This is a genomic window from Mesobacillus boroniphilus JCM 21738, assembly GCF_000517385.1.
Classification (GTDB): Bacteria; Bacillota; Bacilli; order Bacillales; family Cytobacillaceae; genus Mesobacillus; species Mesobacillus boroniphilus.
On record NZ_BAUW01000013.1, the window covers coordinates 1 to 15,298 of the forward strand.

The 15,298-nt window shown below is 45.1% G+C and carries 12 protein-coding genes, 4 pseudogenes and 1 other annotated feature; of the genes and pseudogenes, 7 read left to right on the forward strand and 9 right to left on the reverse strand.

Going from position 1 to position 15,298, the window contains the following annotated elements:
• Positions 1-252: 252 nt before the first annotated feature.
• The 6 genes and pseudogenes from JCM21738_RS06120 to JCM21738_RS06140 all read right to left on the reverse strand — a co-directional run bounded on the left by JCM21738_RS06120 (position 253) and on the right by JCM21738_RS06140 (position 5,457).
• Positions 253-864, reverse strand: a complete 612-nt coding sequence (locus JCM21738_RS06120) for a Ger(x)C family spore germination C-terminal domain-containing protein (RefSeq protein WP_035209079.1) — start codon at positions 862-864, stop codon at positions 253-255.
• A 38-nt stretch (positions 865-902) separates the two neighbouring features.
• Positions 903-1,061 (reverse strand): Ger(x)C family spore germination protein, encoded by a 159-nt coding sequence (locus JCM21738_RS27855; RefSeq protein ID WP_500778543.1) that lies wholly within the window; start codon positions 1,059-1,061, stop codon positions 903-905.
• Positions 1,058-1,375 carry a Ger(x)C family spore germination protein gene (locus JCM21738_RS06125; RefSeq protein ID WP_035209082.1) on the reverse strand — a complete coding sequence of 106 codons (318 nt, stop codon included), beginning with the start codon at positions 1,373-1,375 and terminating at the stop codon, positions 1,058-1,060. The genes JCM21738_RS27855 and JCM21738_RS06125 overlap by 4 nt, the downstream gene beginning before the upstream one ends.
• Positions 1,356-2,482 (reverse strand): annotated as a pseudogene (locus JCM21738_RS06130) (GerAB/ArcD/ProY family transporter). The gene JCM21738_RS06125 and the pseudogene JCM21738_RS06130 overlap by 20 nt, the downstream one beginning before the upstream one ends.
• 44 nt (positions 2,483-2,526) lie before the next feature.
• Positions 2,527-4,001, reverse strand: a pseudogene (locus JCM21738_RS06135) (spore germination protein).
• Positions 4,002-4,119: 118 nt separating this feature from the next.
• Positions 4,120-5,457, reverse strand: coding sequence for a sodium-dependent transporter (locus JCM21738_RS06140; protein WP_023613874.1), 1,338 nt, complete (start codon positions 5,455-5,457; stop codon positions 4,120-4,122).
• 87 nt (positions 5,458-5,544) lie between these two features.
• Positions 5,545-5,755, reverse strand: a binding site (T-box leader).
• Between the two features lie 109 nt (positions 5,756-5,864).
• Between JCM21738_RS06140 and iadA the strand changes: the two are divergent.
• Positions 5,865-7,029, forward strand: a pseudogene (gene iadA, locus JCM21738_RS06145) (beta-aspartyl-peptidase).
• Positions 7,030-7,288: 259 nt separating this feature from the next.
• Here iadA and chrA read toward each other — a convergent pair.
• Positions 7,289-8,482, reverse strand: coding sequence for a chromate efflux transporter (chrA, locus tag JCM21738_RS06150; RefSeq protein ID WP_023613877.1), 1,194 nt, complete (start codon positions 8,480-8,482; stop codon positions 7,289-7,291).
• A 40-nt stretch (positions 8,483-8,522) separates the two neighbouring features.
• Positions 8,523-8,831 carry a PadR family transcriptional regulator gene (locus JCM21738_RS06155; protein ID WP_023613878.1) on the reverse strand — a complete coding sequence of 103 codons (309 nt, stop codon included), beginning with the start codon at positions 8,829-8,831 and terminating at the stop codon, positions 8,523-8,525.
• 270 nt (positions 8,832-9,101) lie between these two features.
• Between JCM21738_RS06155 and JCM21738_RS06160 the strand changes: the two genes are divergently transcribed.
• A complete protein-coding gene (locus JCM21738_RS06160; protein WP_023613879.1) occupies positions 9,102-9,728 on the forward strand; it encodes an NAD(P)/FAD-dependent oxidoreductase in 627 nt (208 codons plus the stop codon).
• A 586-nt stretch (positions 9,729-10,314) separates the two neighbouring features.
• Here JCM21738_RS06160 and JCM21738_RS06165 read toward each other — a convergent pair.
• Positions 10,315-11,841 (reverse strand): multicopper oxidase family protein, encoded by a 1,527-nt coding sequence (locus JCM21738_RS06165; RefSeq protein ID WP_023613880.1) that lies wholly within the window; start codon positions 11,839-11,841, stop codon positions 10,315-10,317.
• A gap of 200 nt (positions 11,842-12,041) precedes the next feature.
• Here JCM21738_RS06165 and JCM21738_RS06170 point away from each other — a divergent pair, with 200 nt between their 5' ends.
• From JCM21738_RS06170 to JCM21738_RS06185, 5 genes and pseudogenes are all read left to right on the forward strand, one after another.
• Positions 12,042-12,560 carry a hypothetical protein gene (locus tag JCM21738_RS06170; protein ID WP_023613881.1) on the forward strand — a complete coding sequence of 173 codons (519 nt, stop codon included), beginning with the start codon at positions 12,042-12,044 and terminating at the stop codon, positions 12,558-12,560.
• Positions 12,561-12,901: 341 nt separating this feature from the next.
• A complete protein-coding gene (locus JCM21738_RS27860; RefSeq protein WP_500778542.1) occupies positions 12,902-13,078 on the forward strand; it encodes a DUF8832 domain-containing protein in 177 nt (58 codons plus the stop codon).
• Positions 13,078-13,455, forward strand: a complete 378-nt coding sequence (locus JCM21738_RS22310; RefSeq protein WP_052019587.1) for a DUF8832 domain-containing protein — start codon at positions 13,078-13,080, stop codon at positions 13,453-13,455. Before JCM21738_RS27860 ends, JCM21738_RS22310 begins: the two co-directional genes overlap by 1 nt.
• A 107-nt stretch (positions 13,456-13,562) precedes the next feature.
• Positions 13,563-14,968, forward strand: a pseudogene (locus JCM21738_RS06180) (MATE family efflux transporter).
• Positions 14,969-15,076: 108 nt separating this feature from the next.
• Positions 15,077-15,286 (forward strand): hypothetical protein, encoded by a 210-nt coding sequence (locus JCM21738_RS06185; protein WP_023613884.1) that lies wholly within the window; start codon positions 15,077-15,079, stop codon positions 15,284-15,286.
• Positions 15,287-15,298 lie beyond the last annotated feature (12 nt).

Consider the following 15,298-nt stretch of genomic DNA (forward strand, 5'->3'; position numbering starts at 1 on the left):
ATTACACATTTTGTTATAAAAAAAAAATTTTAAATCCGGGAATTTACGAATTCATTATCGAAAAGAAATGCTTTATTTTATAATATCTATATTCGGTTAATTTTGGTGTTTAATATTAAGATTTCTGAACATCATAACAAAGCGGGAGCCATCAACACCAGGCTCCCGCTTTATTTGTATCAGTTAGAGTGACGTTGCCTGGCCTCCAGAGTAAAATTAAGTATCGCCAAGGCATCTTCATTTTTCAAAAATTTACTCAACCACCCCAGTCCGCAAAATCTCAAACTCAACCTTCACATCGACTTTGCTTTCCGGGTACATGCCGTGCCACTTCTCGGTGGTCAGGTTGGCCTGTCTGACACTCTTTCGATAGATTTCACCGAATCCAAATGGATCGGCCCCTACATCACGAGCTTTATTGATCAAATTTTCAACATCTGATATGATTTTCCCGCTAAGCTTCGTTTCGAGTTTCTTAACGTGTACCGGGTTTTTTAAATCCAATGCCTGGTTGATTTCGAGCAATCTTGTTTTTAATTTGATTTTCAGTTCAAATTGGAGATTTTCCTTGCTGATCAGGTTGATGTCGCTTTTGCTCTGGATCGTGTCAATCACCACTGCGAGCGTATCGGAATCTTCAAGAGACTCAGGCAGATCAAAACCTTCTTTGTCGACTTCCAGTTCTATAGCTCCTGCCTTGTAACGGTCATTGATTAGCTTTAGATAAAAGGCTTCTTTTGCATTGATTTTACCAACCATCTTGTCATTCTTTATCAGGGCCATTCCGGAAATTTCAACTATACCTTCATTACTTTTCAAAGTGGGCATGATTGGATCGATACCTGGCGCATAGAAATCATGCATAACTTCCTGCAGGGTGGCTGATGGGATTTTTTCACCCTTTATGTTTTGATCCAGTTCCTTATATAGCGCTGGCTGATATCGGAAAATTGTTCATTCCTCTGGTTAAGGAGTTTATTTGTACTTCCCTCAACTACCGCAAGATAAGTGAGTTCACTGATCGAGGGATCACGAGCAAGTGTATCTGCCAGATTGATCAGCCTGTACGGACAACTTCTTCACTGAAAAGTGCCAGCCGCAGCTGCCCGGACTGCAACTTTTTAGGACTTTTTAAATCGGCCTTATTTCTCGCTCCTTTACTGGTTGCCGACTTTGCGGAAAGGATGATGGAGCTTTGCGCAGCATCCGGGTCGATTTGGAGAATCACCATTGTCGACAGAATCTGCTTATCCTCCGTGAGGTCATAACCCACCGTTGTCACCAAACCCATCTTCTCCAGTGTTTTCTCTTCTGCGCATCCAGAAAGGAGGAGCACAAGCATGGCAATCATGAGCTTATTCATTTTTTTGCGCATTGGCCTCATCCTTTTTGCGGAAAAATTTCTTTTTGATCAGGACAGCACCGAATAGAAGCAATGGATAGACAAAAACAATATAAAGAGCGCCCTTTGCAAAATAGTCGTTGAATAGGTTGATTTGAACCCTGGTGAGCGGATAAAGCAGAGTCAGGAAAATAAATGCAAGGAGAATCCAGCTGACTTTCTGTTCTTTTTTATTAAAAATCCGTGAAATTCCCCGAGTCGCTGCCCACATATAAAGCATCAGGTTTGGCAGGATCAACAGGACCCAAAAAGTGATGGCGACATACTCAAATCTTTCAATGAACGGGAAGCGAACTATTTTAAAAAGAGAAAGGGTGCCCCAAATTGTACGCTCAAGCTGGCCGCCGCTAAAATACGCCAGGGAGACAACCATGAGTGCAAGATACAGGAGGGTCGTGAAGCCAAGGCCATATTGCATATGTCTATGGACCCTGTCTTTTTCTTTTAAAAAGGGATAGATGACGTAAATGATTTCAAAGCCGATGACAGTGAAGGTCATTTGCTTTGCACCCCTAAGCATCTCAGTTATGCTAGCTTCGAACATCGGAAATAAGTAATCCCAGTTGGTGAACTGGAATGGATAGGCGAGCAGCAGGATCAGCCACAATGATAGAACGACACTAAAGAAGCTGACGCCGACAACTGTCCGCAGCCCGCCATTCAATGCGTAGTAAACAAGATAAACGAGAGTTAGAGCAAACAGCCAATTTGGGATTTCAGGGAAAACCCACGCTTGTAGAACCTCGATATAATTCCGGACGATGATGTGAAAGCTTCCAAGAAAGTAGAGAACATACAGGATATTAATCAGGTTTCCTAACCACTTTCCAAGCACATCATATTGGATTCCAAATAAATCCGAATTCTCATATAACTTAATGTTTTCACCATGATGAACCCTAAAATGGCAGTGGCAACCCCGCTGATAATTACAGATATCCACGCATCATGTCTCGTTTCAAGGTAGATGATCCTTTGGAAGCCCTGGATACCAACGCCCACCTGCATAGAATGGATCACGAAGATGAGCAGGAAAGAATTGACCATGTTTTGGGGCTTAGGCTCGATGTAAATTTTCATTGATAACACCACAACTTATTCATTGGTTTTTCGTTCTTTGTATTTCAATCTATCCAATGGCCTTGCCTGTAATGGACGCTTGTTGGTCCATCCAATGGGGAGTCGGACAATGCTGTCACGCCAGTCTTCAAATCTTGGCGGATAAAAAGGAGCCAAAATGGGGTCCCCAGGCTGGATAGGCGGATGAGGTGGATCAGCAAGAAGCAAAAGCCGACCATCAGTCCGTAAAAACCCCAAAATCCTGCCAAAATGATCAATGGAAAGCGCAGGATCCTGATGACATTGCCCATCATATAGTTTGGTGTCGTAAATGAAGCGAGTGCACTAACGGCGATAATGATGATCAGGATGTTGCTGGTGAATCCGGCTTCTACCGCAGCTGTCCCGACGACAATACCGCCAACGATACCCATTGTCTGGCCGACCTTCGTTGGCAGCCGTGCTCCGGCTTCCCGTAAGACTCAATCATTACTTCCAGCAATAATGCCTCGATAATTGGCGGGAAGGGTACACGTGATCTTGACTCACCTAGCGGAATCAGCAGTGTTTGCGGGATGATCTCGTAATGAAAGGTCAACGCTGCTACATATATAGCCGTAAAGAAAATCGATACAACCATGGAGAAAACTCTCAAGACTCTAAGGAAGGTCCCGATTTGCCATCTGACGCTGTCATCCTCCATACTCTGGAAAAATTCGATGAAGGTTTGTGGTGCCCCGATTACCTGGACACTGCCATCAACAAGCACCACCATTTTCCCATTCAAAATCCAGGAGCAGGCACGATCAGGTCTTTCTGTCAGCAGCAATTGAGGGAAAATTGCAAATGAATTATCCTCGATGAGCTGTACTAAATTAGAGCTGTCAAGGATCCCATCAATATCGATCGATTTAATTCGCTTTCGCATTCGGTCAATCATATCTTCGTCCGCAATCCCTTTTAAATAGAGAAGTGAAATGGCCGACTTCGTTTGTTTTCCTACAGTATAGCTTTCATTACATAGCTTTGGATTTGTAAGAAATCGACGGATCAGAGATATATTAGTCGCAAGGCTCTCGTTAAAGGCGATTTGCGGCCCCAAAACCTGTGACTCATTTTCCGGTCGGGTCAATGATCGGTTTTCCTGGGTCCCAACGATTGCGCTGATGATGACAGAATGGCCAGGCGAATGAACCACCACTGCTCCATGTAAAATCGAATCCACCACATCTTCAACATATTTATGTTTAGCAGTACTTGAGACTGTAATGTGCTTAAGCGCTTCGTTTGGGGATGCCTGCGCATCTTCAAGACGCGAGAGTACATCTTGATTCAGCATCTTTTTATCTGTCAATGTATCCAGGAAGATAAGTGTAAAGCCATTCTGGAGTTCCTTGACATTCAAATCCGCGCTATCGTGAAGGCACTCTTTTATTGTTTGAATGAATTCGGCTTTATCTGAAGGAACTAATTCTTTGTCGTCGAGGTTTTTTTGATTCTTGCTGGTGTCGGCTTCGGTTTTCTTTTTTTTGAAGAACATCAAAAATCCCTCCGATGCAGTCGTCTACTCAAAAGGTTTTGCTTTAATCGGAAAAATTATACTGATGATAGTTTTTGTGATTGCATGAAAAAAGAAGCTGACGTTTGTCAGCTTCTCCTTATAAAACACCAAGTGAATCTAGGAACACTATGATAATCACTATAGGTATGACGAATCTCATCACATTGTACCAGAGGTTGAACAGCAGGCTTCCGCCTTTTGAGTGCTGCAGCAGCTCCTGGCGCAGTACTTCCTTCTTGATTTTCAGCGGTACGAAGATTGAAATCAGCAATACTCCAAGCGGCATCAAAATGTTGCTTACAAGGAAATCAGCTGTGTCGAAGATGTTTTTTTTGAAAATCGTCATTTCCGCCAAGGTTCCGAATGATAAGGCAGAAGGTATGCCAAGCAGGAAAATGAAACCGCCGGCAATCCATGCGAACTTAGTCCGTTTTTTCTGGTCGCCTTTTGCAAGCGTGGCGACGACAATCTCAAGCATGGAGAACGCCGAAGTCAATGTCGCGAACAGGAACAATGCCAGGAACAGCAGCAGGAACAGTTCCCCGAACACCAATTTTTCAAAGACAGCTGGAAGGACGACGAACAGCAACCCAGGTCCTTCTGCCGGTTCAAATCCAAGCGAGAATACAGCAGGGAAGATCGCCAGACCGGCAAGCAGCGCGATAAAAAGGTTCATTCCGACAACCGACAAGGCAGGCTGGACGATGCTGCCTTTTTTCGGCAGGTAGGAGCTGTATGTCACCATCACCGAAACACCGATACTCAGGGAGAAAAATGATTGTCCCATCGCGAACAAGATACTTTCCGAAGTGATACTTGAAAAATCAGGTTCTAGGAAAAACTTCACACCATCAATTGCATGATCGAGCGTTAACGAGCGGGCGATCAAAATGAGAAACAGCAGGAACAATGCCGGCATCAAGATTTTGCTCGCTTTTTCGATTCCGGATTGGACTCCTTTGGCAACAACAATAATCGTGATTAATAAAAAGGCAGCCTGAGCAGCGAGCACGGTCCATGAACTGTTGATCGTCTGTCCGAACAAATCCCCATAATTAGCTCCTTCTTCAATCACTCCGCCAGCCAGGCCTTTTACAAAATAAAGGCTGATCCAGCCGCCGACCACACTGTAAAAGCTGAGAAGCACAAAGCTGGTGACGACACCGAGTATCCCGATCAAATACCATTTGCCTTTAGGCGCGATTTCCAAATAGGCGCGGATTGCTTCCTTGCCGGTACTGCGGCCGATGACAAACTCCGCCAGCAAAAGTGGCAGCCCGATGAATAACGAAAATAAGATGAACATCAGGAAAAATGCCCCGCCGCCGCTCACTCCCGTTACATATGGAAGCTTCCAGATCGCCCCGATGCCGATTGCCGAACCCGCAGCGGCAAGAATAAACCCAATTTTTGATGACCATTGTTCTTTCTCCATGTGCATTCTCCCTTTTTGCTCTCTATTTCAGCTGAAATGAGTGATGTCACGGCAAAATAAAAAGCCACGCCGCTATCCATCAATCTGGATAGGGACGTGGCTGAACACGCGGTACCACCCTATTTGGAAGCATGTTGCTTCCCGCTCAAGTTACTGGATAACGGCCAAATCCGTTCCTTTTTTAAAAAGGAAAAGCTCCAAGAACGAAATTCACCTGGCCTTTGTATCAGTTTCCACCAACCACTGATTCTCTATTAACAGGGAGACCGGCTTAATAGACTCTCTTCAACGCTTCAACTTATTAAAATGTTTGTAGGAATTATATTATGATAATAAAAAAAGTGTCAAGGTATTCTGTCTTTTTACATTTATAATAAGGATACATACGAAAAAATGGAGGAGTTTAAATGCTTACATTGATAAAAAATGGAGAAGTTTTTGCCCCCGATTATCTTGGTAAAAAGGATCTTTTAATAGTCGATCGTAAAATAGGATTCATCCAGGATGAAATTGAAGTTCCTGAAAAATTTGTTGAAGTAAAGGTCATTGATGCGACAGGGAAGAAGGTCGTACCAGGATTTATCGATTCCCATGTCCATCTCATCGGAGGCGGCGGGGAAGGCGGATTTCACACAAGGACTCCTGAAATCCAGCTGACCCAGGCTACGACTGCGGGATAACGACGTTAGTCGGCGTTCTTGGCACCGACGGAACGACGCGGACGATGCCGAGCCTGATTGCCAAAGCTCGTGCGCTTGAGGAAGAAGGGATTACTACGTATGTGCAGACAGGCTCCTACCAGGTTCCTGTCAAAACACTTACCGGTAAAATCGAAGATGACATCATACTAATCGATAAAATAATTGGGCAGGGAAATCGCGATTGCCGATCACCGCTCATCTCAGCCGACTGCTGAGGAATTGGCGAAGATTGCTTCTGCAGCGAGGATTGGCGGGATGCTTTCTAGTAAAAGCGGTATAGTCAATGTTCATGTTGGCGACAGCTGATCATTTAAAGGTGATTGAGCAGGTAGTCGAGCAAACGGATATCCCCATCAGGCAATTCTACCCGACGCATATGAACCGTAATCTGCATCTATTTGAAGCGGGGATTGAATATGCGAAAAAGGGCGGCTGGATTGATTTTACAACCAGCTCCATTCCGAAGTTCCTGGAGGAAGGGGAAGTTAAGTGCAGCGTGGCCCTGAAACGTATGCTGGAAGCGGGAGTTGATATCGGCCAGATTACCTTCACATCCGATGGACAGGCCAGCCTGCCGGATTTTGATAAAAATGGAGAATTGATCGGCCTGCAGATCGGCCAGGTTTCCTCTTTGTACGAAGCAGTTAAGGAAGCCGTTTTATCAGAGGGGGTTCCACTTGAAGTGGCCATCCGTGTTATTACCTCCAATCCCGCTGCGGTCCTTAAGCTGAAACAAAAAGGCCGGATTGAGGCTGGATGTGATGCAGATCTGGTCCTGCTTGATGACAGTCTTGAGATTGATACTGTCATTGCGATGGGGAAAGTTATGGTGGAGAATAAGCTTCCAATTGTAAAAGGGACATTTGAATAGACTTGTTAAACTCCTGGCCGCTGCTGCATAGGTCAGGAGTTTTTATATTTTATGGAAGAATGAGAGATTATTAGGCTTTATTGAGAGATTATGAATACCTTTTGGGAGAATAATGCGTTTGATTGAGAGATTATCTGCATTCTTCGGGAGATTATTGCCATTCTTCGGGAGATTAATCCGGAAGTTGCTGAATGCCACACTGAAAACAGCAAAAAAACCGGGAAGTTCGCTCATCCCAGTTCGTATTTTCCTCAAAATATCATAAAAACATCGATAATATCAATCCGCCAACAGCTCCGGTAACAACGACAATCCACGGCGCAAGCTTCCAATACACGAGCATGCTGAACAGCACTGCAGCAAACACGAAATCGATCGGCTCGAGAATCGAACTCGTCCAGATAGGGTGGTAGAATGCTGCAATCAGGATCCCAACTACTGCGGCATTGACGCCCATCATAGCGGAGCTTATTTTGCTGTTTCGTCGTAATGCGTCCCAGAAAGGCAGTGTCCCGAGGATCAGCAGAAATGCCGGCAGGAAGATGGCTGCAGTTGCGAGCAATCCGCCTTGCCAGCCATTGATGATTGCTCCGATATAGGCGGCAAATGTGAATAATGGACCTGGAACCGCTTGGGCAGCGCCGTAGCCTGCAAGGAACGCTTCTTCACTCAGCCAGCCGGTTGGCACGAATTCACGCTCCAGCAATGGCAGGACCACATGCCCTCCGCCGAATACAAGCGAACCTGAGCGGTAAAAGCTGTCGAACATCGCAATCCAGTTTAATGAAGTCGCTTCCCGTAAAATCGGCAGGAGGATGAGCAATCCGAAAAACAGTGCAAGGCTGATATAGCCAACAACTTTGGAAATCGAGAAACTCATCCTTTTATCATCGACAGCAGCATGGGACTTGAATAAAACGTATCCCAAAATTCCAGCGATGATAATGACGCCGATTTGGGTGAATGTAGTCTGCCACAATAAAGTCAATGCCAGTGCGAATAACGCAATCGTCTTCCTCGGCAAATCGGGAGTCAGCTTCTGCGCCATTCCCAGAATAGCATGGGCAACGACAGCGACAGCGACAATTTTCAGTCCGTGAATCCAGCCTGTATCGCCAACATCAAAGCCCTGCAAAATGATTGCGAAAATAATGAGAGCCAAAACCGAAGGCAGCGTGAATCCTAGAAAGGCGAACAATCCGCCCAGCAATCCACCGCGCATCAACCCAACGCCAATCCCGACCTGGCTGCTTGCAGGCCCGGGCAGGAATTGGCATAATGCCACCAAATCTGCATAGCTTTCTTCATCCATCCACTTTCGGCGGCGGACATATTCCTCATGGAAATAACCCAGATGGGCAACAGGACCGCCAAAAGAGGTCAGACCGAGCCTTGTGGACACCATCAATATCTCCAGCAGCGACTGGAACGTAACACTTTTTTTCTCTGTCATTTCTTTAACTCCTTTTGATTCATGACTAAATTTTTTCTAATCAATCTTTGATCTCCTTGAACAGTTCGTACGCCTTCCTTTGTGCTTCCTCAAGCACTGTATTGCCTTTTTCCGTTGTCCGGTAGTATTTGCGAATTTTCCCATCGGCATTTCTTTCTTCTTTTATAAGCAATCCGTCTGATTCCATACTGTGCAGAATCGGGTAGAGGGTGCCGGAGCTCAAACTGTAGCCATGCTCCTTTAGCTCCTCCAGCATCCACAATCCAAAAATAGGCTGTTCCTTCGCATGGTGCAAAATATGTATCTGAATGAATCCGAGAAAAAGCTTCCTTAGAACTTTATCCTCCATAAAAAAATCCTTCTTTCTTTGATATCGAAGTCCAATAACGAAACCCGATATCATTTTAACGTATCTGGAAGATTATTCAACTATATTACTTCTAGTTTTGCCAAGAAACTCTGCAAAAATCAAGACAGGAAATTCACCTCAGGATTTTGCTGGTTGAAGATACCTTCCGATTAAATAGCAACGCAGAGAAAAAAACTGCACGCATTCTCCACTTTTTCACGGTATGATAGAATTAATTTTCAGAAAATAAAGTGAAGGGGGAGAATGTAATTGGAAGCGACAGAAAAAACCATAAAGTTAGCTGTTAATGGCGGCATAAGTTTTGGAGCCAAGCTGAATGCCAGGCAACTGCTCGTTCTGGCAAAATATCTGGAAGATGATCAAGAACTGGAGCTGACGACGTTCCAGCAGCTGTATATAGAAATACCGGAAAGCCGAAAAGATGAGGCGATAGCTGAATTTGAACAGGCCGGACTCAGCTGTTACCCAGTCGGGAGCTTTGTAAAAAGCCTGCGAACATGCAATTTCTGCAAAGGGGCCGAGGAGGAAGGGATGCCGGTTGCAATCGAACTCAACAAGAGGATTGCCGGCAAACCTGTGCCATTTACCCTGAAACCAGCATATACCGGCTGCCCGGTCGGCTGCGGAGAACCGCTGGTCAACGACATCGGCATCATGAAAGTGAAAGACGGCTATAATCTGTTTGCCGGAGGGAAATCAAAGGGTCAGGACGCTGCGGCTGGAACCCTGTTATTCGAACAGCTGACACCGGATGAACTCTATCAGAAGGTAGATCGGCTAATAGAAATATATAGTGAGCAAGGGAAGAAACGAGAACAAATGCATAAATTCATTAACTGCATCGGAAAAGACGAGTTAGTTGAACTTTTAAAGTGATCGCTGAAAGGCCAACCGTAGAAAATATCCCAGACTGCAGACAAACTCGATGAAAACGGAGTTTGTCTACCTTTTTAGGGCAGGGGTAAATATCGGAAGTTAATGTTCCAAATGCTATTTTATTGATGAAATGTACTTATGGGAAGTGAACCTGCAGTATAAGGGTACTATTAGAGGATAAATGCACCCTTATGTGAAGTGAATACACAGTATAAGGGTACTATTAATGCCTATGGACCTTTATGGGGTGCGAAAACATTACATAATGGTTATTTAGGCACTTTTTCTCACAAAACATTAAGGCCGAAATGCCGTCCTTTTGTCTATATAAGAGCATAAGCCACCCAGCTTATGCTTTTTTGTTGTTTAGGAAACTATAAAATTTATTTAGTTGTGGATAACTACATGTAGTATTCTTAATCTAGCTCCAGCGCCTAGCCCCTCGAGTCGCTTCGGTCCGACCAATGAAGTCAAAAAACGACTTCACTGGTCGGCCCTCCAGCGCTTGTCGGGGCTGAACAAGGCGCTTGCGCTTTTTGTTCCTTTAAAAAAAAGCCCCGGTACAAAACCGGAGCCTAGATCCCAACTATTCTACATTAAACTGTCCCATCATCCCTGCATCTTCATGCTCGAGGATGTGGCAGTGATACATGAACAATCCTTTATGGTCAAATGTTGCGATTGCCCGTACTTTTTCACCTGGTTCAACCAAAATCGTATCCTTCCAGCCGCGTTCGTTGGCTGGCGGAGGATTGCCATCGCGGTCGAGAATTAGAAATTGTGTACCGTGTCCATGGAATGGATGTGCCATGCCCATATTGTTTCCCATCATTCCCATGCCTTCGTTGGTGATTTCCCATATCTCTGTATCATGAAGCTTGAGCTGTTCGTCGATCCGGTCCATGTCCATTTGCTTTCCATTGATGGTAACGTTTCGTCCCATCCCCGACATGACGAATTCTCTTGTCCTTGCAGCCATCGATTCATCCACTTCTGGAATGTCAACTAGTTGGGAAGGAATCTCTTTTGGCCCTTTTTCCTCGCCGGACACAACAAATTTCATAAAGGGCATACCCTGGTCCGTCAGTTCAACACTCTCACCCTTTTCATACCCGGAAAAATCGACGATTAATTCGGCTCGCTCTGCCGAACTCAACACCAGGCTATCCATTTTCACCGGTTCTTCCAAAAGCCCGCCATCCGTCCCAATCTGGTAGAATTCCTGTCCATTGCTCAAAGCGAATTGATAGATCCGCGCATTCGACCCATTCAGCAGCCGGAAGCGAACCTTGCCTTTCGGTACCTCAACATACGGATTGATGGCTCCGTTGACCATGATCGTGTCCCCCTGAAGGCCCATCATCACATCGTGCATGCTCAAATCATATTCAAACTGGCCATTTTCATCGAGCTGCTTATCCTGGACTATAAGTGGTATATCATTCACGCCATATTCGTCAGGCAAATCTAGCTTTTCACTTTCTTCATCATCTATCAAAAATAACCCAGCAAGCCCTTTGTAGACATGTTCACCTGTTTTATGGAGCAGGTGTGGATGGTACCAGAGCGTGGCTGCGTTTTGTTCGATAGTGAATTCTGGATTCCACGTGGTGTCCGGCTGGATTCCGCTATGCGGGCCGCCATCATCCTCGCCATCCACTTCGAGTCCATGCCAGTGAAGCGTTGTAGCTTCGTCCAACTCATTTTTTACCTTTACGGAAACATCGTCGCCCTTTTTCACACGAATGACCGGTCCTAAATAGTCACCGTTGTATCCGAATGTGTCTGTTGCTTTCCCTTTTAAAAATTCCACAGTTCCTTTTTGTGCAACAAGAGTAAATTCTGCTTTGCCAGGGTCGGGGTTCTCATCTTTAAGCATTGGCGGGATTGGAAGGCGCTTTTCGCCACCTGCGATCGAGTCATTCTTCATATCCTCAACCAGTCCGGAACCGCCGCCCATCATGCCGCCATTTCCCATACCGCCCCCGTTCATCATGCCTCCGCCTTGGCCGGGCATATTTCCGCCCATACCACCCATGCTTCTCATGAAAAACCAGCCGCCGGCTATGACTAACACAAGAATGATGATTGCTGCTATGCCAACCTTTTTCAACTTTTTGCGCCTCCTTTGATGTCCTGGTGCTTTTTCATATATTTATCTTCTTTATACCTCGTTACGTATTTTATAAGCGCTATTTTTCAATTGCAAACAAAATAAACCGTATCAGCTAAATATGCATTTTCTATGGAGTTTAGGCTTCCCTGAAAGTGGTAGTTGTTATTTGAAACAACGAAAATAAGGAGGAAATTCTTATGTTACTTCCAGCATCAGATTTAGGATTGATTACGACACATCTCCCCGCCCATGACGGCATGATCATGAAGGTGAAGCTTTTGGCAAAAGAAGCAAAGGATGAAAAATTAATTGAGTTGCTTGATAAAAAGGTTGGAATTATGAGAAGCCATGTGCGAATCATGATGGACATGCTTGATCCAGATAAAAGCGATTATGAAAAGCTGCCTGACTTTGATGAGCTACCACAAAGCCAACTTGAGACGACAACCAGAGGTTCCCAAAAGATGGACAGGCACATCGCCATGGAGATCAAAGCTTCAACTGAGGCGATGGCAAAAGATAATTTCGTGTCAGCATTGAAAATGAAGGATCCGAAGGTCAAGCAAACACATATTGAAATGGCACTCCAGCAAGTGCAGCTCCTCAATATGGTTACAGAGTACCTTAAGGAAAATAAAGCGGACATAACTCCACTAGGTACACCGGAAGAACAAAAGAAGGTTGTGAATCATTTCAGCCATATGATGGAAGAATAATTTTACAAATCGGAGGTTGAGAAGATGAATCATGAACCGGAACATGGCAGTGGCAGCCATCACAGCCACTCACAGCAAGAAAACTTAACTGGAGAAAGCAATCATGCGGAAACAACACATGATACCAGTGATCATAATCAGCCGCATAACATGCATGATTCCCACGCCGCCCATCACGGGCACGGTCAGCTTTCAGGTGAGTTGAATGCTGCCAAGGTCCTGGTGGAGTGGACGTCAAACCCGGAACCAATCCAAAGCAATCAGGAAACAGACATATTTTTAGATGTCAAGGATGCATCCGGTAAGGCTGTCGAGATTTTTCCACTGTCCATGAAAAAGAAATGCACCTCCTGGCTATTAAAAGAGATCTGTCTGTGTTCAAGCATCTTCATCCTGATTACCTTGGGAAGGGCAGGTTCCAGATCAAAACGACTTTCCCGAAAGCAGGGAGATATAAACTGTATGCAGACTTCCTGCCTGAAGGGCGAATCAACAGCTGGCATCGCATGAACTTTTAGTGACTGGAGCTGAATCCGATGAAGAGATTGATGCTGATAAGGTTCTGAAAAAGAGAGTAGATGACATTGAAATCGAGCTTATCCACCCGGAAGCAAAGGTAAATGAGCACCTAAAATTGATTTTTGCACTCAGCGATGGGGATGGCAGCCCAATTACTGAACTCGAGCCTTATCTCGGATCTGCGGGGCATGTGGTGATTGTCAGCGAGGATATGGAGGAATTCCTTCATGTGCATCCAGCAGACGAGAACACGAAAGGACCAAAAGTAGAGTATATGACAAGTTTCCCTCGCCAGGGGTTATACAAAATATGGGGACAGTTTAAGTATAAGGGCAAGCTCTATACCGTTCCTTTTGTCATAGAGGTCCAGGAGTAAGCCATACTAAAAACAATTGCACACTTTTATGGTGTGCTTTTGTTTTAATTCCTTAATAAAGGAGGTTGGATGCGTTGAAGGATAAAGTCCTTGAAGGCAAAGTAAGCATGCCGCAAACGAATAAAGGCCGTCTCAAGATCATCACTGTACTGGCGATACCCGCAGTGATCGAGAACTTCTTCCAGACGATCCTCGGTTTTGTTGACACCTACTTTGTATCAAAAATTGGGTTAGCGGAAGTCTCGGCAGTAGGGGTGACAAATGCGGTACTCGCTATTTACTTTGCTTTGTTCATGGCAATCGGAGTAGCAGCCAATGTCAGGATTGCGAACTTCCTTGGTGCGAATCTGCCGGAAAAAGCCCGGCATATATCACAGCAATCCATTGTTTTCGCTGCAATTTTTGGTATTTTAACAGGAATCATAACATTGATTTTTGCAGAGCCGCTCCTGAAACTTATGGGTATAGAAGCGGAAGTGCTCGAAGCAGGAGCCCTCTATTTCAGGATTGTCGGAATTCCGTCCATTGTAATGAGTTTTATGTTTGTTTTAAGCGCCATCCTCCGTGGGGCAGGCGATACAAAATCACCGATGAAGGTCAGTATTGTCATCAATGTTATCAATGCTGTTCTGGATTACGTTCTCATCTTTGGGTTCTTGTTCATACCGGAAATGGGGATTGTCGGAGCCGCATTGGCAACGGTATTCTCACGGCTAATCGGCAGCATTGCATTATTTTACTATGTAAATCGTACAGAAACGCTTACCTTCCGCAGGGATTACTGGAGTATTGACAAGACTCATTTGAAGGAGCTGACAACGCTGGGAGCTCCGGCAGCAGGGGAGAGGCTGGTCATGCGCGCGGGGCAAATCGTCTACTTTGGTTTCGTGGTTGCCTCGGGACGAATGCGTTTGCCGCTCACCAGATTGCCGGCAACATTGAAGTATTTTCTTACATGATTGGCTACGGCTTCGCCACAGCTGCCACCATCCTTGTTGGCCAGCAAATGGGAGCTGGTAACCTGGATGAGGCAAAGCATTATGCCAGGTTATCGACCTATCTGACAGTCGGCTCGATGACTGTGCTCGGTGCTCTCCTATTTTTCCTCGGCGACTGGGCCGGCAGCTTTTTTACCGAAGATCAACAGGTTGTTGAAAATATCGGTACCGCACTGAAAATTTCGGGAGTTTTCCAGCCATTCCTTGCCGTATTGATGGTGCTCACAGGCGCATTCCAGGGTGCGAACAACACCAAGTTCCCGATGTACCTGACAGGCTTCGGGATGTGGGCTGTACGAACTGTCCTTGTCTATGTGCTCGGAATTAAGCTGGGCTGGGGCCTTGCGGGCGTCTGGATTGCGATTGGCGCTGACATTGCTTTCCGTGCCATTGTCCTTGCTGTCCAGTTCAAGCGCGGAAAATGGATGGCTCTTGAAAAAGCACCAGATCCTGAATCTCATTGCCACCCACAAACAACAAAAGAAAACATGTCCGCATGCGCAAATAATTATTGACCACAAGCATACAGTTCAAGACTGTATGCTTATTTTACAATCTAACGGTTAGTATGCTAGAAGCTGGACAAAGTAAGGAGTGTGAAATTTTTATTTAAGGATGTTTTTATGGCTCTTTCAATTATCCTTTTATGGTCGGCACTGTCGATGCTGCTAGAGTGGATTGGGCTCAAGGTCGGCCTGTTTCATTTTGACAAAGGCTATAAAATGTATTGGTCGTTCCCGATCTACCTGCTTTCCCAGACGATGATCATTGTGTTCTTTCACTTATGTATTCGATATGAAAAAACTGGAAACAATCAGAAAACTCAATTATAATTTTAAGGACTA

What these genes read in the sequence shown, in the direction of transcription:
- JCM21738_RS06185 (WP_023613884.1), top strand. Translation starts at nt 15,077, where the DNA reads ATGGCTCTTTCAATTATCCTTTTATGGTCGGCACTGTCGATGCTGCTA.
- JCM21738_RS06155 (WP_023613878.1), bottom strand. Translation starts at nt 8,831, where the DNA reads ATGGAGGATAAAGTTCTAAGGAAGCTTTTTCTCGGATTCATTCAGATA.
- chrA (WP_023613877.1), bottom strand. Translation starts at nt 8,482, where the DNA reads ATGACAGAGAAAAAAAGTGTTACGTTCCAGTCGCTGCTGGAGATATTG.
- JCM21738_RS06170 (WP_023613881.1), top strand. Translation starts at nt 12,042, where the DNA reads ATGTTACTTCCAGCATCAGATTTAGGATTGATTACGACACATCTCCCC.
- JCM21738_RS06140 (WP_023613874.1), bottom strand. Translation starts at nt 5,457, where the DNA reads ATGGAGAAAGAACAATGGTCATCAAAAATTGGGTTTATTCTTGCCGCT.
- JCM21738_RS27860 (WP_500778542.1), top strand. Translation starts at nt 12,902, where the DNA reads ATGCACCTCCTGGCTATTAAAAGAGATCTGTCTGTGTTCAAGCATCTT.
- JCM21738_RS06120 (WP_035209079.1), bottom strand. Translation starts at nt 864, where the DNA reads ATGCATGATTTCTATGCGCCAGGTATCGATCCAATCATGCCCACTTTG.
- JCM21738_RS06125 (WP_035209082.1), bottom strand. Translation starts at nt 1,375, where the DNA reads ATGCGCAAAAAAATGAATAAGCTCATGATTGCCATGCTTGTGCTCCTC.